At 41.9% G+C, this 21327-nt stretch carries 20 protein-coding genes; 11 read left to right on the top strand and 9 right to left on the bottom strand.

Annotated features, from left to right (window positions below):
• Nucleotides 1-489, top strand: a complete 489-nt coding sequence (accB, locus tag HMO_RS0105860; RefSeq protein WP_010299944.1) for an acetyl-CoA carboxylase biotin carboxyl carrier protein — start codon at nt 1-3, stop codon at nt 487-489.
• A gap of 19 nt (nt 490-508) precedes the next feature.
• Entirely contained in the window at nt 509-1861 is a 1353-nt protein-coding gene (gene accC / locus HMO_RS0105855) for an acetyl-CoA carboxylase biotin carboxylase subunit (RefSeq protein ID WP_010299941.1), read from the top strand.
• 742 nt (nt 1862-2603) lie between these two features.
• On the opposite strand, the gene HMO_RS0105850 is transcribed toward accC, so the two are convergent.
• The 5 genes from HMO_RS0105850 to HMO_RS0105825 form a co-directional block, all read right to left on the bottom strand.
• Nucleotides 2604-3566 (bottom strand): F-box protein, encoded by a 963-nt coding sequence (locus HMO_RS0105850; protein ID WP_033444551.1) that lies wholly within the window; start codon nt 3564-3566, stop codon nt 2604-2606.
• A gap of 549 nt (nt 3567-4115) precedes the next feature.
• The gene (locus tag HMO_RS0105840; RefSeq protein ID WP_010299937.1) at nt 4116-4727 is read right to left on the bottom strand and encodes a LysE/ArgO family amino acid transporter; all 612 of its coding nucleotides are present in this window, start codon (nt 4725-4727) and stop codon (nt 4116-4118) included.
• A gap of 166 nt (nt 4728-4893) precedes the next feature.
• Nucleotides 4894-6150 carry a flavodoxin-dependent (E)-4-hydroxy-3-methylbut-2-enyl-diphosphate synthase gene (gene ispG, locus HMO_RS0105835; protein ID WP_010299935.1) on the bottom strand — a complete coding sequence of 419 codons (1257 nt, stop codon included), beginning with the start codon at nt 6148-6150 and terminating at the stop codon, nt 4894-4896.
• Nucleotides 6151-6156: 6 nt separating this feature from the next.
• The gene (locus HMO_RS13955) at nt 6157-6909 is read right to left on the bottom strand and encodes a phosphatase PAP2 family protein (protein ID WP_010299933.1); all 753 of its coding nucleotides are present in this window, start codon (nt 6907-6909) and stop codon (nt 6157-6159) included.
• A 167-nt stretch (nt 6910-7076) separates the two neighbouring features.
• On the bottom strand, nt 7077-7928 hold the full coding sequence (locus tag HMO_RS0105825; protein ID WP_010299931.1) for a hypothetical protein: 852 nt from the start codon (nt 7926-7928) through the stop codon (nt 7077-7079).
• A 338-nt stretch (nt 7929-8266) separates the two neighbouring features.
• Here HMO_RS0105825 and HMO_RS0105820 point away from each other — a divergent pair, with 338 nt between their 5' ends.
• Together HMO_RS0105820 and HMO_RS17000 are read left to right on the top strand one after the other, a co-directional pair.
• Nucleotides 8267-10381: an OPT family oligopeptide transporter gene (locus HMO_RS0105820; RefSeq protein ID WP_217490991.1), complete on the top strand. Its 2115-nt coding sequence runs from the start codon at nt 8267-8269 to the stop codon at nt 10379-10381.
• Between the two features lie 198 nt (nt 10382-10579).
• Nucleotides 10580-10729 carry a hypothetical protein gene (locus HMO_RS17000; protein ID WP_010299925.1) on the top strand — a complete coding sequence of 50 codons (150 nt, stop codon included), beginning with the start codon at nt 10580-10582 and terminating at the stop codon, nt 10727-10729.
• 271 nt (nt 10730-11000) lie between these two features.
• Here HMO_RS17000 and HMO_RS17640 read toward each other — a convergent pair whose 3' ends face one another.
• Nucleotides 11001-11339, bottom strand: a complete 339-nt coding sequence (locus HMO_RS17640; protein WP_425358517.1) for a leucine-rich repeat domain-containing protein — start codon at nt 11337-11339, stop codon at nt 11001-11003.
• Nucleotides 11336-11821 carry an F-box protein gene (locus HMO_RS0105795; protein WP_010299919.1) on the bottom strand — a complete coding sequence of 162 codons (486 nt, stop codon included), beginning with the start codon at nt 11819-11821 and terminating at the stop codon, nt 11336-11338. The genes HMO_RS17640 and HMO_RS0105795 overlap by 4 nt, the downstream gene beginning before the upstream one ends.
• Before the next feature lie 240 nt (nt 11822-12061).
• On the opposite strand from HMO_RS0105795, the gene HMO_RS0105790 reads away from it, so the two are divergent.
• From HMO_RS0105790 to HMO_RS0105760, 7 genes are all read left to right on the top strand, one after another.
• Nucleotides 12062-12709, top strand: a complete 648-nt coding sequence (locus tag HMO_RS0105790) for a hypothetical protein (RefSeq protein ID WP_010299917.1) — start codon at nt 12062-12064, stop codon at nt 12707-12709.
• A 383-nt stretch (nt 12710-13092) separates the two neighbouring features.
• Entirely contained in the window at nt 13093-13611 is a 519-nt protein-coding gene (locus HMO_RS15515) for a DUF3576 domain-containing protein (protein ID WP_010299915.1), read from the top strand.
• An 11-nt stretch (nt 13612-13622) separates the two neighbouring features.
• Entirely contained in the window at nt 13623-16154 is a 2532-nt protein-coding gene (gene leuS, locus HMO_RS0105780; RefSeq protein ID WP_010299913.1) for a leucine--tRNA ligase, read from the top strand.
• Nucleotides 16155-16186: 32 nt separating this feature from the next.
• Complete coding sequence (locus HMO_RS0105775; RefSeq protein WP_010299912.1) at nt 16187-16699, top strand: hypothetical protein; 513 nt, start codon at nt 16187-16189, stop codon at nt 16697-16699.
• Nucleotides 16696-17313 (top strand): Holliday junction branch migration protein RuvA, encoded by a 618-nt coding sequence (gene ruvA, locus HMO_RS0105770; protein WP_010299910.1) that lies wholly within the window; start codon nt 16696-16698, stop codon nt 17311-17313. Before HMO_RS0105775 ends, ruvA begins: the two co-directional genes overlap by 4 nt.
• Nucleotides 17313-18299, top strand: coding sequence for a Holliday junction branch migration DNA helicase RuvB (gene ruvB / locus HMO_RS0105765; RefSeq protein WP_010299908.1), 987 nt, complete (start codon nt 17313-17315; stop codon nt 18297-18299). The genes ruvA and ruvB overlap by 1 nt, the downstream gene beginning before the upstream one ends.
• A gap of 114 nt (nt 18300-18413) precedes the next feature.
• Nucleotides 18414-19760, top strand: a complete 1347-nt coding sequence (locus tag HMO_RS0105760; RefSeq protein ID WP_139016840.1) for a hypothetical protein — start codon at nt 18414-18416, stop codon at nt 19758-19760.
• A 75-nt stretch (nt 19761-19835) separates the two neighbouring features.
• Here the strand turns inward: HMO_RS0105760 and HMO_RS0105755 are convergent, their stop codons facing one another.
• Nucleotides 19836-20408 (bottom strand): MATE family efflux transporter, encoded by a 573-nt coding sequence (locus HMO_RS0105755; protein WP_010299904.1) that lies wholly within the window; start codon nt 20406-20408, stop codon nt 19836-19838.
• A gap of 47 nt (nt 20409-20455) precedes the next feature.
• Nucleotides 20456-21319, bottom strand: coding sequence for a lipid II flippase MurJ (locus HMO_RS0105750; protein WP_010299903.1), 864 nt, complete (start codon nt 21317-21319; stop codon nt 20456-20458).
• Nucleotides 21320-21327 lie beyond the last annotated feature (8 nt).

Below are 21327 nucleotides of genomic sequence, written 5' to 3'. Positions count from 1 at the left end.
ATGACAGACAAACTTTCTATTGAAAAAGATGCGATCCGTGCATTAGCTGACATTCTTGTTGAGACAGACCTTACTGAGATCGAATACGAAAACGAGGGGCATCGTATCCGAGTGGCTCGTAATTTAAGCGTTTCGTCAAACATAACCTTTCCCACCGCTGCCTCCATGGGTGCTGGAAGTGCTAATCCTTCTGGTGCCGCTGTTTATGCTGCTCCTGCTGCAGTCCACCCTAACCCACCAAGTGCAGCGGGTCCAGAAGGCGCATTAAAGTCCCCTATGGTCGGGACTGTTTATACATCACCTGAGCCTGGTGCCGCATCTTTTGTAAAAGTCGGTGATAGCGTAAGCCAGGGGCAAACTCTACTCATTATCGAAGCAATGAAGGTTATGAATCCGATTAAGGCACCCCGCGCCGGCAAGATTACCAGTATTTTAATTACAGATGCCCAGCCGGTTGAATTTGGTGAGCCTTTATTAGTGATCGAATAATTTCTTCTAGGACAAAATAATGTCAAACAAACCACTTTTTGAGAAGATTCTTATTGCTAACCGCGGTGAGATTGCTCTGCGCATCTTGCGAGCCTGTAGAGAAATGGGAATAAAAACTGTTGCTGTGCACTCTACAGCGGATGCCGATTCCATGCATGTCCGTCTCGCTGACGAAAGCGTATGTATTGGGCCGGCACCTTCACGTGAAAGCTATCTAAATATGGCGGCTATCCTGAGTGCAGCCGATATAACAGGGGCGGATGCCATTCATCCCGGGGTCGGCTTCTTATCTGAAAATGCGACTTTTGCAAGAATGGTTGAAGAACACGGTAAAGTTTTTATTGGACCCACACCTGAACATATTGAAATGATGGGCGATAAAATTACCGCCAAGAAAACAATGATCGAGTTGAAAGTGCCGGTCGTACCCGGATCAGAAGGGGCAATTAAGGATGAAGCCCATGCTTTGGCTACAGCCGAGCAAATTGGTTTCCCGGTTCTTATTAAGGCCACCAGTGGCGGGGGTGGTAAAGGTATGAAGGTTGCCTATAATAAAAGTGAAGTTTCCCAAGCTTTTAAATTAGCGCGCAGCGAGGCTAAAGCAAACTTTGGTAATGATGAAGTTTATATGGAGCGCTATTTAAGCCGCCCGCGCCATATTGAAGTGCAAGTGCTAGCGGATCAGTATGGAAATGCCATCAACTTAGGGGAACGGGACTGTTCTATTCAGCGCCGTCATCAAAAGATCTGGGAAGAAGCGCCGTCTCCAGCCTTAAATAATGAAATAAGAGAAAAGCTTGGCAGTATTGTTAACGAAGCAATCTCCAAAATGGGGTATAGAGGCGTCGGCACCCTTGAATTCTTATATGAAAATGGTGAATTCTTTTTTATGGAGATGAATACTCGGATTCAAGTGGAACATCCTATAACTGAATTAGTGACAGGCATTGACCTGGTTAAGGAGCAGATTAAAGTTGCGGCTGGACAGAAGCTGGAGATCACGCAACAGGATATTAAGATTACAGGTCATGCCATTGAGTGCCGAATAAATGCTGAACATGCAGAAAGCTTTATCCCTTCCCCGGGGGAAGTTACCCGTTATCATGCGCCCGGCGGATGGGGTGTGCGAATTGATAGCCATCTCTATCAAGGTTATCGAATTCCGCCTCATTACGATAGTCTAGTGGCTAAACTTATTGTCTATGGACATGATCGCAGCGAGTGTATCAATCGGGTTGACAGAGCTTTAAAAGAGTATGTGATTGATGGCATTGATACTATTATTCCTCTACACCAGAGGCTTGCACAGGAACCTGACATCCTCTCTGGTGACTATGACATTCATTGGTTAGAAAAGAAGCTTAACTCATAAACAATAAAGCAGAGGCAGAAGCTGATACTTCTGCCTATCTATAAAAAGCTATAGATTCCTTAATAATTTCACCTTTCTCTGCTGATCCGCCTCCGATATTAAACAAAAATTGGTAAGGCAATTTAAGAAGCCATCACTATCATAGCTGCTGTCCTGTATGGGTGGGGTTTTAGAGAAGAGGAGTAACAAACCCGAAAGAGGGTCACTCAGAATAAGATGTTGCCGTTAAAAATAGGTAAGGGTAAAAACTTAATCTTATTAAGTATCTGTTTTAAAGTGATGGTAAGTTGAGTACTTAGCTGCTTGTATAATCAGTTATCATCAGACGCCTAAATAACGATCAGGGGTAAGTCCTCCTAATCGTTAAAGTAAGCAATAAACAGAAATTAAAAAGTGAAAAAGAGATATAGTTAGAAAAAAAGATTTGCACAGAGACAATCCATGCAAATCTTTAAAGCACTCTATAAAAGGATTACTGATTATTATAGCTATCTTGGTTGAGAAGAATATCATTGTCCTCGCGGAGAAGGTAATCTTCACTATCTCTGCAAAGATGGGTAAGAATCATCTTTAAATTTGTGATCCTGTCCAATGGCTGTGGGAATGTTCCGGTTGTCCCAGCCTGATCAAAAAGACTCTCTGCATTTGTTAATACAACAGTTTGTGCCGGACTTATTAATCGGGGTTAAGGATTGATCAATTATCTCCAATTTCCCTTCTCCCTTATCTGGAATTGTTAATGCTAGAGGTTTACTGGTTGCACTTCTTTAGAGAATAATTCAGTTAAGATGGTATCTTCAGCCTTTAATTCTTTACCAAATTGAGGATAGTTCGGGTGCCACTTAGTAATATTTGAGTCACAATTACTCCAGACTATCCAGCCAAAATTTGCCGGAGGATTCATACCCGCATGTCCTGAAAGTAACTTGAACAAGACCTTAATAGGGAAGTCATTATAGGAGAAGCGTAAATAGTTGCGCGTGCCAGTTACTATATCTTTATAAGAGTTAGCAGTTACGTCCTCTTCTGGCTCTCCATTCTCTAAGCAAGCTTCTGTTGCTTTCGCTTCACTATCTTCTTCCTCCAAGGGAGGTAACTTTGACTCATTCATTTGTAGATAATGTAAAGCGTTACTTTTTGCTATAAACCGTGCAGAAGTTGTTAATTGCAGCTTTCGGTCCTGAGCGGTGACAAATGTTACCTCCACGCCATCAAATTTTTCCAAAGGAGCGTCTCCACCCCACTCACCAAAACTTCCAAAATGATGTCCATAAGCCATATCAAATTTGATTAAGGGTAAGTTTGGATAAGCACCCAAAGCTTTTACTCCGAAGCGATTCAATTCATATCTAAGTTGGGGTTGCTCAACATGACTCCAATAGTGGGTTATTATCATCCTGTCTCTGGCTGCCAAGCTTTTCCCTAGTGCCTCATTAAATTTAATAGATCTCAAAGTATGACAAGTATCCTCTAAATTCTTGAAACCTATGTAATCCAATTTCCAGAAGATGTTCTGCAAAATTTCTTCTGGTAGCTCTAGCAACGATGGCAGGCCAGGTGCTTCTCCCAGGTCGGCAGCGTCACTATTATAAGGAAATCCTTCAATCTCAGAGGATTTTCTTAGTTGCTCAAGACGATGTTCTAGTCTTTGCCATATGACGGGGTCAGAGCCATTGAGCCAAAGTAAATGGCTAAGGCTTTCCATATTAATTTTATCTTCAGGAAATAAGTAAAGCGAAATGCGTAGCCAGAATTCGCCCGATAATCTTAACAATGGAGAGGGGAAATCAAATGCCTCCGTTTGGGCTATTTTTTGTGGAGAAGTACTCTGAAGGCTTTCTTCACCTTCTATTTTCCTAAACTGCCTTTATCTTCCTTACGAGTATTTGGTTGCTCTTCGGAAAAATTGTGATGGTCCTCTGAGGCTTCTATGGCAATAATGCTGGAAAAACTAGCCAGCAACAGTACGCTTGTTAAACTTTTTAAGATTATTAAATATTTACTCCTATTACCCACCTTATTAAATGTAAATTAAAAAAATATTTTATTTCTTTTTATAAATGAGGAGTAGGCTATAATTTTTAAGAGGAAAAAACAAAAGATAATTTTTATAATTCTTACTGCTTTTACACTCTTAAGCATTAAAGGGGTAAAACTTCTGGTTTGAAAGGCACTAGAGAAATAAAAGGCTATCCCGTTTCCTGGGCGCGGAAATATATTTACCGCTCATCCAAGCAACTTCGGATGCTCGAGATTAGGTTATAAGAGCGATAGCAATGATCCACATCAAGCAACCCACAATAAAATCTAAAATCTTCCAGGCTTGAGGTCTTGTGAATAGAGGGGCAAAGAAACGGGCGCCGTAGCATAAGCTGAAAAACCATACAAAGGAAGCGAGCATAGCGCCGACAGCAAAAGAGGGCTGCTGTGCATCACTAAACTGAGAGCTAATACTTCCTAAAAGAACAACTGTATCTAAATAAACATGGGGATTGAGAAGACTAAAGGCTAAAGTTAACGAAATAATTTTTTTTAAGGATGGTTTATGGGTCGCATTACCCATCTCTATCGCATGGGAAGTAAATACATTCCTAAATGACCGAAATCCGTAATATCCAAGAAAGGCAAAACCACCCCATTTGGCAATTTGCATTAATATTGGGCTAGATTCAAGGAGTGTAGCAAAGCCAAAGACTCCACATAGAATCAAACAGGCATCAATAAGGGAACATAAGATAGCCATAGCAAGAACATGATTTCTTAAAATTGCTTGCTTTAAAATGAACGCATTTTGGGCGCCAATGGCGATAATTAAGCCAGCACTCGCTGCAAAACCTTGAATAAAGGCGGAGGGTTCAAATATCATTTTATCTTTCTAACAGGTTCTATAAGTTCTTTTCATACCACGACTTGAGAATTAAAAAATCGCGGTGAAATTCAGAGTTAAGTTCCCTAAGGCGCAGTTCATTATAACTCTATATTATCCCACACTTTAATAATTCTAAATAGGGTACCTATTAGAAATTATAGGCTTATACCGTTAGCCCTGTCTCGGATGACAGTGCTGTGTTAAAACGGGTTACAACATAGGTAGTCAAGATTTCCATAAATTCTTCAGCGATCCTATCTCCTCTCAGGGTATAAGCTTTCTGACCGTCAATAAATACAGGAGCTACCGGGGATTCCCCTGTTCCAGGTAAGCTGATGCCAATGTCAGCGTGCTTGCTTTCTCCAGGTCCGTTTACAATGCATCCCATTACTGCCACCTTCAAGGTTTCAACGCCGGGATATTGTCCTCGCCAGATCGGCATTTGCTGATGGAGATAAGTCTGAATTTGATCAGCTAGGGATTGAAAATAACTGCTCGTGGTTCTGCCGCAGCCGGGACAGGCAGTGACTTGAGGGCTAAAGGCTCTCAATCCAAGAGATTGAAGAATCTCGCAGCATACGGCCACTTCAGTCGTACGTGGTTCACCTGGGCGCGGCGTTAAAGAGGCACGAATAGTATCGCCAATTCCTTGCTGCAGCAGAACCGATAAGGCAGCTGTGGTGGCAACGATTCCTTTATAGCCGATTCCAGCCTCTGTTAGTCCTAAATGAAGTGCATATTTACTGCGGTTTGCAAGTTCTGTATAAACAGCCACCAGGTCTTGGGGGCGGCTAACTTTGCAGGAAAGAATAATTTGAGCGGGTTGAAGCCCAATGGACTCGGCCAGAAGGGCATTATTTAATGCCGATTGGACTAAGGCTTCTCGTAGAATATTTTCTGCAGGTAAAGGGGTAGCACGCTTCGCATTTTCGTCCATCAAGGTAGCTGATAAATCTTGATCTAAACTTCCCCAATTAACGCCAATTCGTACCGCCTTATTATACTGAATGGCTTTCTCAATCATCATTTCGAATTGTTGTGATCTTTTCTCGCCGAACCCCACATTCCCTGGATTAATTCGGTATTTATCTAAAGCAACTGCACAATCCGGGATGTCATTTAATAAGCGATGGCCATTATAATGAAAGCAACCAACTAAAGGAGTGGTATACCCCTCTTTAAGTAGTTGATTCTTAATCTCAGGCATAGCCCGGGCGGCGGCTTCAGTGTTCACCGTGAGACGAACAATTTCCGATCCCGCATCAGCTAGCTCCTTGACTTGCTGGACACTAGCAGCAATATCAGCAGTGTCGGTGTTTGTCATGGATTGAACAACCACCGCAGCCTCGCCGCCAATGTTAATATCTCCCACACGCACCATATGCGTTTTATGGCGATGAATAATTGGTAGAGCAACCATAATAGTCTATCTTCTTAATTGAGTTAGAATATGCGGGCTGTAGGTAGCCCAAAAACTGATAAGCGCGAATTTCATAACTTGATAAGTATAGTTAGTGAGATGTAACTTTGTAAATAAAATATCCAGACCAATAATGCCTAGCATGATAATTAAGAAGTCAACAATTGGATTGATGCCCCGATAGCCAAACATCTTTTCTAAAACAGTCGTAATGCTGATACCAAACAATGCCCCAATGGGAATGGCGGTATGGGTAACGATAGAAGGCAAAAATTGTTCCAAGCTTACCGCCACACCCGTTATGAGGAGGGCCAAAAGCATAAAGTTATCCTTAAATAGTCGTGACCTTTCTACAAAATGGAAAATAGTAAGCAATAATACGGCTACGCCCACTGCAGCTAGCACATCGCTCCAATCATGGAAATTGTTATGTATCAAAGCCCAGCAGATACCCCCTATCACAATAATTCCTATTAGGGTTACCAATATGTTCTTGAACTGGGAAACAAGGTACCCATAAAAGGTGGTCGAGGTGTTGGCGTGTCCACTTGGAAAAGCATACCACCCTTTTCCCAGATGGCTTTTAAGAGGAATCTTAAATATTAATTTTAGACAGGCATTAACGATCATACTGAATAAGGTAATGACTAAGGCGCGCATGAAGATACGGCGGTCAATAAAAACCAACCCCACAACAGCGATAAGAACAATAGTATAAAATTGCGTCCCTTGAAGAAATACCGTGGATAATATATCCATTTTAAATACCTATTAGAATTATTACTCAGAAAATACAATTTCACTCCTCAATCAGCAAGCCTAAAATGTAAGGAGGGTTAATAGTAGCCGACATTTACATGGTTACCGCCTAACCCTAAGCATTTGGCAGCTTAATTTGAGGAGCGTAGAGATAAGAGATCCTCTTACTAATTTATCAATTTCTTGATACGAGCGTTCTTTCTTTTCTTAAATTCTTTATATTTTATTCTAATTTGACCTTCAAAGAATTTAATATGACCTTTGATTTCTGCTTCAAAAATAGGGTAGGAAACTTTGTTCTCCTTTAAAGCAGCCTCTGTGCTGTTTAAAAGACGATTGGCCTCTCCTTGAATCTCGATGGTAAGTCGAGGGTACTGATCTTGAAGGCATTTAAATCTGTTAGTTATTAAACTTACTAGCGACTTATACTGCTGCTTTCTTTTATCATTGTCGTACCATTGAATGAGGTCTTCAGCCACAGGAATGACGTGTTGCAAAAGGTATTCATACATTTTCTCTATGATTTGTAATTTTTGGGTTGGAGTCTCACAACTGATTCGCTTGTTTTTTAGCTCTCTATCAATAAGCCCTGTAGCGATATCATAAAAATATTTACCGAATCTATTCGTATCCTTAGATAGTTTCATGACTTGAGGCTCTTCTGGCTGTGATTCATTTCCTTCACCTTCTTCTACCTCAAGCGCTGCTTCCTTAGCTTCCTGTAGATAAGTTGCTAAATTACGTGAATACGCTTCTTTAAAAAGGGTGTTGTGAAAATAATCATAGACTGCTTTTTGGAGCCCTTGAGATTGTGAGTCTGAGATGGAGGATGTAAAATAATTGGGGGGTAAGGGAGTGGCAGAAATGATAGATAGATGGGAGGTAAAAATTGACGCAATAGACTTTGGTGAGGAAGAGTCGACCATTGTAGGGGAAGGAGGGCTGAAAATGGCGTCCAGTTGCGCGGGTTCTTGCCCATTTGCTGACAGACACGTCATAAAGATTAGAAAAGCTTTCATTTTTTCTAGTTCCTTGTTTTTTAAGATGAAATTGATGTTATTTGCTTCGTAGCATGAGACCTTACTTTATCACGACGAGAAAAAATAATACGTTATTAGGCTTTTATAGCAGGAGGCAATGCAAATATAATGAGCTCTTGTTATTGCAGCCTTGTAGGGAGAGGATATATAATTTTTTACTGTTCAAAATAATCTTATGACTAATCTTCTTTCTCTATCTAGGGAATTTTTATAAAAAAAATAACGATTAACCTTGGTTAAAGATGAAATATTTGTTAGAGTTTATGGGTTTAGTCAGCTAACGTAGAATTAACAGTAAGTTAAAGAAAGGTTAATTCATGTCGAATGCAAATCTCGCACGAAAGAGTGAATCCATGGAACCACAACAACAAGGACCAGTTGTCCCCTTTATAAAATCTTCTGAAAATGTTCCTGAAACAACGCTAAAAGCAATTATTCTGGGCATTATCTTAGCCATTATTCTAGCAGGTTCAAATGCTTATCTAGGCTTAAAGATGGGGCAAACTATTTCAGCATCTATTCCCGCTGCCGTTATTTCGATGGCAGTATTACGTCTATTCAAAAATTCGACCATTCTTGAAAACAATATTGTTCAGACCATAGCGTCTGCTGGGGAAGTCATCGCTGCTAGTACCATTTTCACTATACCCGCTTTATTAGTGTTGCAATACTGGCAAACCTTAGATTACTGGCAGATTACCATGGTGGCAGTTATTGGCGGGATTTTGGGCGTGCTTTTCTCTGTGCCTTTACGCCGTGCCCTTATCGTTGAAGGCGGTCTAACCTTTCCTGAAGGGGTAGCCACTGCCGAAGTATTAAAAGCTGGCGCCAGTAAAAATGAAAACGAGGCCAGGGGCGGTGCAGGCCTGCTTCTAGGCGGAGCCATCGGTGCCAGTATTATGAAGTTTCTGCAAAGCGGCTTTCAGGTTATGAGTGAATCGATCTCCGGTTGGTTTAAAATAGGCGGAAGCGTATTCGGGTTTAGTAATGGGTTGTCTTTAGCGATGGTGGGCGCCGGCTACATTGTCGGACTCAAAGTCGCTATTAACTTATTAATTGGGGCTTTGATTGCTTGGGGCGTTATCGTTCCACTCTATGCTTATTTTGGCGGACCTGAAGCATTCGGCTTGGATGCCAGTGTCTCAGCACAAGACTTCGCCATGGCCATTAAGGGCACCAAAATCCGTTATATCGGTGTTGGGACGATGGTATTTGGTGGAATCTATGCCATCTTTAATCTTGTAAAGCCTATTAAAGCGGCTGTTCTTTCTTCCTTTGCTGCCATGAAACTGGCCCGTCAAGGTTTAGCTGAGAAACCTATTCGTACGGAGTATGATATTCCAATGACTTGGGTTATTGGTGGTACTTTATTGCTATCTATTCCGATCATGCTGCTGTTTAATCATGTCATGGGGGCGGCTAACTTGCCGTTGTCAACATTCACCTATGGTTTAACCTTAGTATTCTTAACTGTTGCGGCTCTCGTGATCGGATTTATTTGTGCCTCCATTGGTGGCTATATGGCAGGCATTGTTGGCTCTTCAGCTAATCCTCTGTCAGGTATTACCATTGGTGCTATTCTCCTGGTTAGTTTCTTGCTGCTTACTTTCCTTGGTCATGAAATTACCTTTGGGGTCGCGTCTAAAGAAGTATTGTCGCTCGCCGCTGTTGTCATCTTTATTGGCGGCGTGGTCGCAGCAGCTGCCTCCTTAAGCTGTGATAATTTACAGGACCTAAAATCAGGTCAGCTCGTCGGCGCCACCCCCTGGAAGCAGCAATTAACCCTTATTATTGGCGTTGTGGCTGGTGCAGCGGTTGTTGCTCCGATCCTGCAGTTGTTATTCGATGCTTATGGAATTGGTGGCGTCTTCCCCCGTGAAGGGATGGATACCACTAAATCTCTGGCAGCTCCCCAAGCTACGTTGATGGCCAGTGTCGCTCAAGGAATTTTCGAGAATAAACTTGATTGGGAGCTGGTGCTAATGGGGGCAGGGATTGGATTAGTTATGGTGTTAATTGACCGACTCATTCTCGCTCCTCGCGCTTCTGAGTATCGCCTTTCTGCATTAGCGATTGCGCTGGGGATTTATCTGCCGATGGATGTGACTTTGCCGATCATTATTGGTGGCGTGATTAGTTATTTTGCTCGCCGCAGCTTAACGCGCAAAGTCGCCTCAGACTCACTCGAGACTCGCGACAGGGCCTTTAATGCCTCTGAACGTAAAAGTCTCCTCTTTAGCGCCGGTATGATTGCAGGCGATGCAATGATTGGCATATTCTTAGCCATCCCATTTGCGGCCTATCAGAGTACAAGCGTGTTTGCCTTAGTTGATGATAGTTTTGCTCAAACGGCAGCTATTCTGGGGACCCTTGCTTTTGCGGCGTTTGGTTATATCCTGTATAACCTAGGCTCCAAGAAGCATGTAAGTTAAACCAGAAAGATGAGCTCTTTAGGAGGGGAGGCTATTGGCCTCCCTTTTTCTTTGGGAGAGATAATCGTCTTAAATGCTTTTCTTGTGGATTGCTGCCTACGATCTGCCTTAAAAGTTAATTATTTCTTAAGGGGGGCTTGACTAATAAATAAGTAGACCTAATTTTTTCTAATGTAAGTGCTAAATCAGGAGGTTGCTATGAGAACAGCTCTTGTTATTGCCCTCTTACTTAACGTCCCCTTAGTTTTATCAGCTTGCGCTAGCACCAATACTATGGATAACCAAGCCTCAAAGGCCCCCTTAAGCCGTCATGACCGTTTATGGAACTCTCATTTAAATGGATGGTAGATTGTAAGGTCTTAAATGGTGTGATGCTCCTCAGAGAGCGATCTGCCAGAAGTAATGCCTTCTAAGAATTCGCTTAGCGTCGCCAGTGCGAAAGCCAAGGGCAGGCGCTTTAGTAGGGGGAAGTAGTGAAGATAGCCATCCTATCCAAAATAATAGGCTCAGTGCCATTAAAATGAATTCCGTTTTAAAAAAGTTTTGGAGCTGAGTCCTAAATAAGAGAGGCTTGGCTCCTTGATAAATTTGACAATTTTTTGTTTTATGTTCTTTACTACTATCCATCCAATAGATACCGAATATGGCATCTACTAATAATTTCTTTGTAATTCTTACTTGCTTTTATTTCATTAACTAAATCTTTAGAGATAGTTACTGCTAATCCTTTAGGGGCGGTTTCAAGATATTTAATCACGGAAACAGAGGCTAGGGGGTTCTCCGAAAGGTCGAGTTTCTTCAACTTTTTTAAATTACTGAGGCCTTCAGGAAGAGCTTGCAATTGATTGTCGCTCAGATCAAGGTGTTCCAGCTCTATTAACTTACTTATCCCCTCAGAAAGGATCTGAATTTTATTACTGCTAAGATCCAAACTTGTAATATGGGTGAGTTTTTCTATACTGGGTGGTAATGAAACAATATCTTGATCATCGATGAAAACTGATTTGATTCTGAGAGGAATGACCGCTTCCAGATTGAGGGGAGAGCAGAAATCTCTGGAGTCATTACAAAGATGTGTATTTCAGGATGCATCACAAAGTACTGTTTATAATCATCATGAAGTTTCTTGATTGCTTTATATATCCCTTTCCACGATTCTCCAGCTGGTGGTTCCCCGTGATAATTTGGAAAATTCTGATTAACGCGCTGTTTCCAGGCGATGTCATCATTTGCGAGAGTATAAAGTTCTTTGCTTACCAGGCCAACCCTGACGGTATCTCTCCCATCAAGCTGACCGATAAGGTGGGCTTGGAGCTCTGTCACGAGATTGTTCCATCCAATGTTCTGATCGGAGGTGTTGCGATCCTCTTCAAGCTCCATAGCCATTAACGGTGGGACCGCCAATAGGGTTGCTAGTAAAAGACGGCTTAATTTTGACACATTATTCTCCTTAAGAAATTCTTTATATTTAAGCGCTACTACTTCTATGTGGTTATTTAAGTATAAAGTTCAATAAAATATTTTGAGACGGAAATCCTTTGAGGAAAGTTTATCCTAATTATTTTGGGCTCATTTACTAATGCTTAAGAGATTATCTCTAAGATGTGGGCGTGAATCTTAATGAACAGCTCTAAAGTTTTAGCTGTGATGTCGTTAATCATCTACTCAAAGAGGACCGGAATGCCATCATATTTCTTACGCAAAATAGCCTCCAGTTGCCTGTTAATTCTAATCCTAGCCGCCGGGTGTACATTAAATACCAGTATGGCGGCTGCTGTCGAAGGTGAACAGCTTGAGCACCCTCATATCTTAGCCTCCAATAACAATTTTGTTGATTTATTTCAACATATTCTTGAAGGAATAGAGGCGCCAGAGGAAACCCCTAATCTCAATCACCTTAAAAAACAATCGCGTCCTTTAACAGAGATTCTCGAGGTAAGCCCTGAAGAGGCGTGGCATTCAGTTGTTAGCTATTTGGCTAAAAGTGATTTCATCTTAGCTGCTGCTTATTCTTATCGGAAATTGGTCAATATTGAACTTTTGAATCGGTTGAAATTAGAGCAGAGCTCTTGGAAAAGCCATATTACGGCCTTAGGGGAACACTTAGAAGATTTTGGCAAAGTGCTGGTCAGCGATGCCCGTTTAGGGACGCAATTGCACGACGTCCTAAAATGCCGTTTCCAGATGACAACTTTCCTGTATCTGAAATCTTTAAGCCAAACTATCATGGATATCAAAGAGACGGATGCTAATTTCAATAAGCTGCTGGGCGGTGTCAAAGAAACTGTTGAGACTTATTTGGTGAAAAATAATTTACTTGCTTCCTAAGCAGGAGAATTCTAAAAAATTGTTTCACAACATAAAAAATAGGTCATAAAGTCTCTTTTATGACCTTGCTTTTAAATGCCTCTGCCAAAGCCAACAGTCAATTCTTTCGTTTAAACCCACTTAATAAGATTGGTGCTTTCCCTGATTCTCTCAAGACTTAAGCACAAAACTACTCGTCTTTTCAATATTAATGAGAAGATTTTATCTCATCAGGGGCTGTTAGAAAGTCATAAAATTTATCTCCTGTCAGCCGTCTCAATCTTACTTGGCAATCCTGCCAGTTATGGTTACAATAAGGCTACTTTAATGAATAGTAGAGTCCCTTCACCTTTGACGGGGAAGCCTCTATGATAAAAATATAAGATATGCTGAGGAGCGTTATAGTGAAACGTATTGTACTGAGTTTTGTTTGTGGTTCAATTCTTTTGTGTGGTTGCTCAGGAGATTACTCTCCAACTTCTGATCAAGAAGCTCCGGTGGGGAGAGATGATGCTCGCAAGCAAGGATACGGTAAACTAATGGGAGACGATATCCTTCTATTTGGTGCCTCTAAAAAATATGATCCTAATCAAGCTGGTGGCTCCGCAAATGTTAACTATCATTTATGGCAAGCTGCCCTCAGCGTATTGTCGTCTATATCTTCCCTTACTTCTGATTATGCAGGAGGAGTAATTACGACAGACTGGTATACGACCACAGATCGACCTAATGAAAGAATTAAGGTTACCGCCCGAATTACAGATCGCGTCCTGAGGGCTGATGCTTTACACGTTACCATCACAAAACAGGTCAAGAAATCGGGTGAATGGGTAAATGTAATTTCCGATCCGAGACAGGCGCGGACAATTGAAGATTTAATCTTGACCAGAGCACGCGAGCTTAAAGTAAAAACAGCAAGGTAAGAAGTAAGATAATGTCATATCCATTCCGCGAGATCGAGACTAAGTGGCAACAAATCTGGGAGCAGAATCAATCTTATAAAACTCCCCAGCCTTCTCAACGTCCAAAAAGCTATGTTTTGGAAATGTTCCCTTATCCCTCAGGAAAGCTGCATATGGGACATGTGCGAAACTATGCCATTGGTGATGCAATTGCTCGACTTAAGCGTCTTCAGGGATATGACGTCTTACATCCGATGGGATGGGATGCTTTTGGTTTGCCAGCAGAAAATGCAGCAATCCAAGGCGGTGTTTGCCCGGAAAAGTGGACCCTTGAGAACATTCAAGAAATGAAAAAGCAATTTAAAATGCTGAGCATTTCCTTTGATTGGGGTCATGAATTGGCTACATGCTTGCCCGATTACTACGGCCAAGAACAAAAATTCTTTTTAGAGTTTTATAAGCGTGGTATTGCTTATCGTCGTGAATCATGGGTTAACTGGGATCCGGTCGATCACTGTGTATTAGCGAATGAACAAGTCATCAGCGGCAGAGGCTGGCGTTCTGGAGCGATTGTCGAGAAGCGTAAATTAATGCAATGGTCTTTAAAGATCACCGATTATGCTCAAGAGTTGCTCGATGATCTAGCAACCTTAACAGGCTGGCCTGAAAAAGTTGTCAAGATGCAGGAGAACTGGATTGGACGGTCGGAAGGGGCGCTTATTAACTTTGAAATTGAGGGTCATCCTGATGCTTTGTCTGTTTTCACCACGCGTCCTGAAACCCTTTTTGGTGCTGCATTCTGCGCCATTGCGCCGACTCACCCCATTGCTGACAAGCTGGCCCAAGCCGACTCTAAACTTCTAACCTTTATTGAAGAGTGCCAGCGCACTCCAACCACCGAAGAAGCTCTAAGCACGGTGGAAAAGCAAGGGTATGATACTGGCCTAAAGGTTAAGCATCCCTTTATTGAGGGGGCAACTCTGCCGGTTTATGTAGCAAATTTTGTCTTAATGGATTATGGAACAGGCGCGATTTTTGCCTGTCCTGCCCATGATGAGCGAGATTTTGACTTTGCTCAGAAATATAATCTGCCGATTCGTTATGTGGTACGGCCTCTAGGTGAAGCTGTTGAAGTCAGCGGCGTTTATACCGGGCCCGGGGTCATGGTCAATTCGGGCTTCTTAGATGGGCTAGATGTGCTTTCCGCTCGCAAGCGAGCCATTGAAGAATTAGAAGCCTTAGGCATCGGTCAAAGACAAATTACTTTCCGCTTAAGAGACTGGTCAGTTTCGCGTCAGCGCTACTGGGGTTGTCCCATCCCCATTATTTACTGTGATGAGTGTGGAATTGTGCCGGTTCCTGAGAAGGACTTGCCTGTTAAGCTGCCAATGGATGTAACTTTCGACCAGACGGGTAACCCCTTAGAATATCATCCCACCTGGAAGCATACGACCTGTCCTAGCTGCAGCGCCAAGGCAACTCGCGAGACCGATACCCTCGATACTTTCTTTGAATCCTCGTGGTATTTCTTGCGTTTTTGTGATCCGCACGCTGAGGCTCCCATCAATAAAGAAGCTGTTGAGCATTGGATGCAGGTGGATGCTTACATTGGCGGAATTGAGCATGCTGTTTTACATTTGCTGTATTCTCGCTTCTTTACCAAGGCTTTGAGAGATTGTGGCTATATAAGTCTTAATGAGCCATTTAAGAATTTATTGACCCAAGGTATGGTTTGCCATAACTCTTTTAAAAGTAGCGATGGCCAGTGGTTGTTTCCCCACGAAGTAACAAAACTCTCTGAGAACCAATATATCTCAACTAAGGATGGTCAACCTGTTATGGTCGGCCGTGCTGAGAAAATGAGTAAATCTAAAAAGAATGTGGTTGATCCCAAAGAAATGATCGACACCTATGGCGTCGATGCTGTTCGTTTGTTTGTCATGTCGGATACACCGCCTGAGAAAGATTTCGAGTGGAGTGATGAGGGGTTGGAAGGAGCTTGGCGATATCTGAACCGTCTATGGCGAGTCTTGCAAACGGTCGCGGAGAATAAGGATCGTCCTGGTCAAGCAGAGGCCTCCTTAGCTTTGCGCAAAGTTGCTCACCAAACCATTGAAAAATTTGCTCAGGGTTATGAGCGGAACGGATTCAATAAGGTTATTGCCTTTGCTCGGGAACTGACCCGGTCTCTAGAGGAGGCTTGCCAAGAGGCGACGGTGACAGGAGAAGCCCTTATGGAAACCGCTAAAATCTTAATAATGGGGCTAAATCCTCTTATTCCGCACTTAACAAGTGAAATGTGGGAACAGATCAATAATTCCTCAAATATCTTAGAGGCAGCTTGGCCAGTTGCTGATCCTAAGCTTGCTACTAAGAGTGAAGTCACAATTGCTGTCCAGGTTAATGGAAAAATGCGCGGAAGCTTCCAGACGGCTGTCGATAGTGATCAAGAAAGCTTGCTCCACCAAGCAAAAGCTTTAGTAACGGTTCAACGTGAACTTGAGGGCAAATCTATCAGGAAAACAATTGTGGTGCCTAATCGGATTGTCAACATTGTTGTCTGAGACCATTTATAAGCAAGAGGGAGAACGAAATTATGCCATTCAATAAAAGGAGTTGGGTTTACCTCTGTGCTTTATTATCGTTGGCCGTTTTTACGGTTAGTTGTAACTTTGCCCCCATGTATTGCGGTGATAAATCGCAGAGCCAAGCTATTTGTATAAACGTTAAGGGTAATGGGTACACAGCCTATAAATTCCGTCGAGAACTTGAAAAACAGCTTGCTATTATTCCTCGGATTAATGAGCGAGAGTATCAGTTAAATGTGGTACTAACCGAAACCAAAAGTGCCGCAAGCTACGAGCAGGACGCCACTATAACCCGAAGCCAGACCACATTAGCTGCTCAATATACTCTCAAAGAAAAAGGTAAGAATTTCGGTGCTTATACCAGTGAGATTACAACCTCATATCCAGCTATAGCTGCGGATGAGTTTATTACGCGTAATGCGGACCAAGCCGCCGATACTCGTACCGCTATTTCTTTAGCGGAAGATGTAGCCCGGAATGTGACACGTTTAATACGAACAAATGGCCAGAACCCTCAATGATAGCAAAGCTTAAAGGTATTTTAGATGCAGCAGGATTAGATTGGGTAATTCTCGATGTACAGGGGGTTTGCTATAGAGTCTATGTTTCTAATAAGACAATGGTCTTGTTGCCGCCTCTAGGGGAAGCTGTCTCTTTAAATATACAGATGCTTGTTCGACAAGAGCAACCGATTTTATATGGCTTTGCTACTCTAGAAGAACAAGAATGGTTTGATAAATTGATTACCGTTCAGGGGGTAGGAGCGCGGGTTGCTTTGGCTCTGTTGTCCGCCTTAACCCCATCTGAGCTCATTCAAGCCATTCAGGGTGGCGACAAGACGCTTATATGTCGTGCTGATGGGGTCGGGCCTAAACTCGCTTCTCGCCTGGTCACTGAGCTGAGAGACAAAGTTAAAGGCATCGAACTGACGGTCGGAGCTAGTGCTCAACCGGGGGCAGTAAGCGGGAATGCCCAAGATGTCTTGTCAGCATTGGAAAATCTGGGCTATAAAAAGAATGAGGCAGCGCCGGCAGTAGCGCGGGCTATTGAAGAAGAAGGGATTGGCGCCCCGACAGCAGCGCTTATTCGCAAAGCCTTAAGTTTATTGGCCTCAAAAATTAATGGAGCAGCTTAATGGAAGAGCGGCTTGTATCGTTAGATGAAAATAGGGAAGATTCTTTAAATCATTCTTTGCGCCCGGAAAAACTATTAGAGTTTACAGGGCAAGAAGAGGTTCGCCAAAACCTTAAAATCTTTATCAATGCGGCAAAGACAAGGAGTGAGGCTTTAGACCATGTCTTGCTTTATGGGCCGCCGGGACTGGGGAAGACAACGTTAGCCCAGATTATTGCTAAAGAGATGGGGGTCAATTTTCGCTCCACCTCTGGACCTATTATTGCAAGAGCAGGGGACCTGGCTGCTATTTTGACGAATTTACAGCCGCACGATGTATTGTTTATTGATGAAATACATCGCCTCAATCCTGCCATCGAAGAAGTTCTGTATCCGGCAATGGAGGACTTTAAACTTGATTTAATGATCGGTGAAGGGCCCTCAGCTCGCTCGATACAGATTGATCTTCCTCCGTTCACTCTAATTGGGGCAACTACACGTTCTGGCTTATTAACACAGCCCTTACGAGAGCGGTTTGGTATTCCTCTCAGATTACAATTTTATACCCTTGACGAACTAAAGAAGATCATTACTCGCAGTGCCTTTCTTTTGGGGTGGGAGATTGAAGAAAAAGCTGCGGCAGAAATTGCTTCTAGAGCACGAGGAACACCGCGTATTGCTGGCCGTTTAATTAGGCGCGTTCGGGATTTTGCTGCGGTTTCAGGCGATGAAAGAATCATGCTGGAACTAACGAGAACAGCTCTTAATCGGTTGGGGGTTGATCCCTTAGGATTAGATGCTCAGGACCGTCGCTATCTGCATTACTTAGCAGAGTTCTATAAGGGCGGCCCTGCAGGTGTCGAAACCTTAGCTGCAGCGCTTTCAGAACAGAAAGATACTTTAGAAGAAGTCATTGAACCCTATCTTATACAGTGCGGCTTGCTGCAGCGTACACCGCGCGGACGAATTTTAACGGAATTAGGATACGATCATCTCAATTTAATGTGATCTTATCTGATCACAATTTCACAAAGACAAAATGTAATAGCTATAATAATGCCAAAATAGCCCAGAGAGATGGAAGGGGGGGTAGAGCGTTATTTAACTCTTGGGGGAGAAGCTTTGAAAAGTATAATTAATGGGGTGCATCTATTCATTTATCGTTATCAGATCCTTGGTGTATTGTTTTTACTGCAGTTAGCAATATTCTGGCCAGGGATTGCGGTCCCAGATAGCCAAGCTCAATACGCACAAGCCCTTACTGGGAATTATGATGATCATCATCCAGCGATGATGGCATTTATCTGGCATCACCTTCATCCAGTTATGCCGGGCTTTGGTTCAATGTACTTAATTCAGATATCTTTTCTGTATGGGGGATTGTTTTTTATCCTTAGAACCACAGAGTTATTTATTAATTTCAAAGAAAGGCCGTGGCTATTATACCTGCTATTTCTTCTCCCGTGGTGGCCGCAAATATTGGTGTACACAAGTTGTGTGCTGAAAGATAGTCATTTTACATTTAGTTTTTTAACAGTAGCAAGTACGCTAGCTTATTATACAATTCATAAACAGCCGCTGTCCTTATTCTATGCATTTCTATTAATCGTCGCTTTAATTTATGGCACTGCAGTTAAGTATCAAGCTCAATTCTGCTTGCCTGTTATAACTTTATGGTTGGGATTCTTAGTAGCTCGCAACTGTAATTTTATTACTAGGTTGGCTACTGGTAGCCTGATAACCTTAGCTGTTTATTCGAGCATTCACAGCATTAATATATTTCTAACTCCTAAAACTCAGCAGAGTAATGCCTGGCAGTATGTAAAGCTTTATGATCTGGCGGCAATTTCTCTCGAAACTGGCAAGGATTTAATTCCAGATTTCAATAAGACTCCTTATTATAGTGCTGAGCAGTTAAAGAGCAGGTTTAAGCCTAATCTTGTGGATCCGTATATTTATGGTGATCAACCTCTGTTTCAAAAAGGAGCCACAGAGCAGCAGCGAAAAGAATTATGGTCAGTGTGGTTCAATACGATTAAAGAGCACCCATTCCTTTATCTTAAATATCGCTTAACAAACTTATCTTACTGCTTTACAGCAATCCCTGGTTATTCACAGTTAGATGCGATATTGTCTCGATTCTTACCCCCTCATACCCCCCTGTATGCTAGAGTAAAAAGTATGGTCGAGACACTTGGATATATATTTCTTAGCCAATTATTGGTTTCTGGGTTAGGTGTCCTTTATCTATTTCTTGGATTGATATATTGGCGCAGATCGCAACTCGCTAGGATTCTTTTAGGGTTTACTCTACCTGCTTTTCTCTTAGTAGCAATCCTGGCTGTGCTTTCAATGGCCGGAATCCCACGGTACACGTTCTTTAGTTCTGTTATGATTCATGCCAGTCATTTGTTTGCCATAGGGTTAATCGCAGAGATAAAGGGAAGAAGAAATAACTGTGGCTTGTAAAATAAATTTCACTTATCTACTTATCTTAGGTAAAAGACGACATCAGTTTTAATGTACCCATTTGGTCATTCACACTTAACCTTTTTTAGTCTGATTTATAAAAGAGTGAATGAAACTATTTTTATGCAAATACAGAACACTCAAAGTTAAGAATAAACAAGCAGCCGCATTCAAGATTAAGGCAGATAAACTTATGCTTGAACTCTTTGATAATAGCCAAGATAAGAGGGTGCCGGCCAAGCCAGGTAAAGTGGCCCATAAAAACTCCGACCAGTTTAAGACGTTAATCTGATCTCTTTTAAGAAATTTATGCTGGACAATAATCAATACAAAGCTTGCTATAATAGCACATGCGGGGATAGAAACTATCCCTATCACGGGTTTAAGCACTAAGGTTAATCCTACTTGAACGCTGGCTATAAGGATCGTGGCTATCAGTAAGGCCCCTGACTGTTGACAGAGATAATTTAAGCGTGACAAATAAATGTTTAACCCAGCCACAACAATATAAGGTGAGAACCACTGTATAAGCTCGGCTATTGAAATGAGCGAAGCCTGGCTTATAGCACTTCCTCCAAACAAAATTAAAGTTATTGGATCTGCAAAAAAATATAAAAAGCTTGCAGCTAAGCTTAATAACATCAGCATAAACTGGCAGCTGGTTTGAATCACCTTGGTATTTTTTGTCTGTGTTTTTATTTCCTCGATAAAACGAGGAAAAAAGTAGTAGAGACGCTATACCCTATTAGATAAATAGGAAAAGAAATTATTTTTAAAACATATCCTACTTCAGATAGAGTGCCATCACCAAAAGAAGCAAAGCAACTTTTGATCCATAATTGCATCAATTGCTCAACGCAGCTTATCATCAAAATAAAGCAACCATCCCGAAGAAAACCGAGTTTTAAAGAAGATGGTCCGGAGAGTTTAACGTTAGAAGCATAGATAAATTGGCTACTTTTAATAATTGGATAGGCTGTGAAGACCCAGCATGTAATCATCGCAATTAAAAAGATCTTTGCAAGCCATATAACGTCTAAAGGACCCCAGAACAGTAAAATGAGGATCATAAGACTATGAACCAATTGTCCTATTGAGGGATAAGAAAACTGATTATGGCTATGAAAGTAGGAGTGCAAAATCCCAAGGGTCGCATTGATTACAATAATAGGCACCATTATCCGTAATAAAGTGCTTGATAGGTTGATCTGGTCAACATTGAATGAAGAAAAGACAAAGGATATTATTTGGGGAGCACGGAGATAAATAATCAGAGAAAATAATCCCGTAATAGCGGTTAAATATAACCCGTACTTAAGTTTTAATTGTAAAGAAGAATTATTATTCTCTAGACGGGTCTTATGATATTCAGGCATAAATAGAGATTGAATGTTCTGCTGATTAAATAGCACTAGAAAGAAAGAGATAATTGAGAAAGCAGCAACAAAACAATCATAATCATTGCCCGTTCCCAAATTTCGAGCTATAAACACCTCTCTGAGCAGGCCCAAAAAGTTTGCTGCTAATAAGCAAAGGGTAACAATTGACAGATTAAACAAGCAGAAGT

It is taken from the genome of Candidatus Odyssella thessalonicensis L13 (genome assembly GCF_000190415.1).
Classification (GTDB): Bacteria; Pseudomonadota; Alphaproteobacteria; order Paracaedibacterales; family Paracaedibacteraceae; genus Paracaedibacter; species Paracaedibacter thessalonicensis.
Note: the sequence above shows the minus strand (reverse complement) of the source record. Positions and strands in the feature narration are given on the sequence as shown.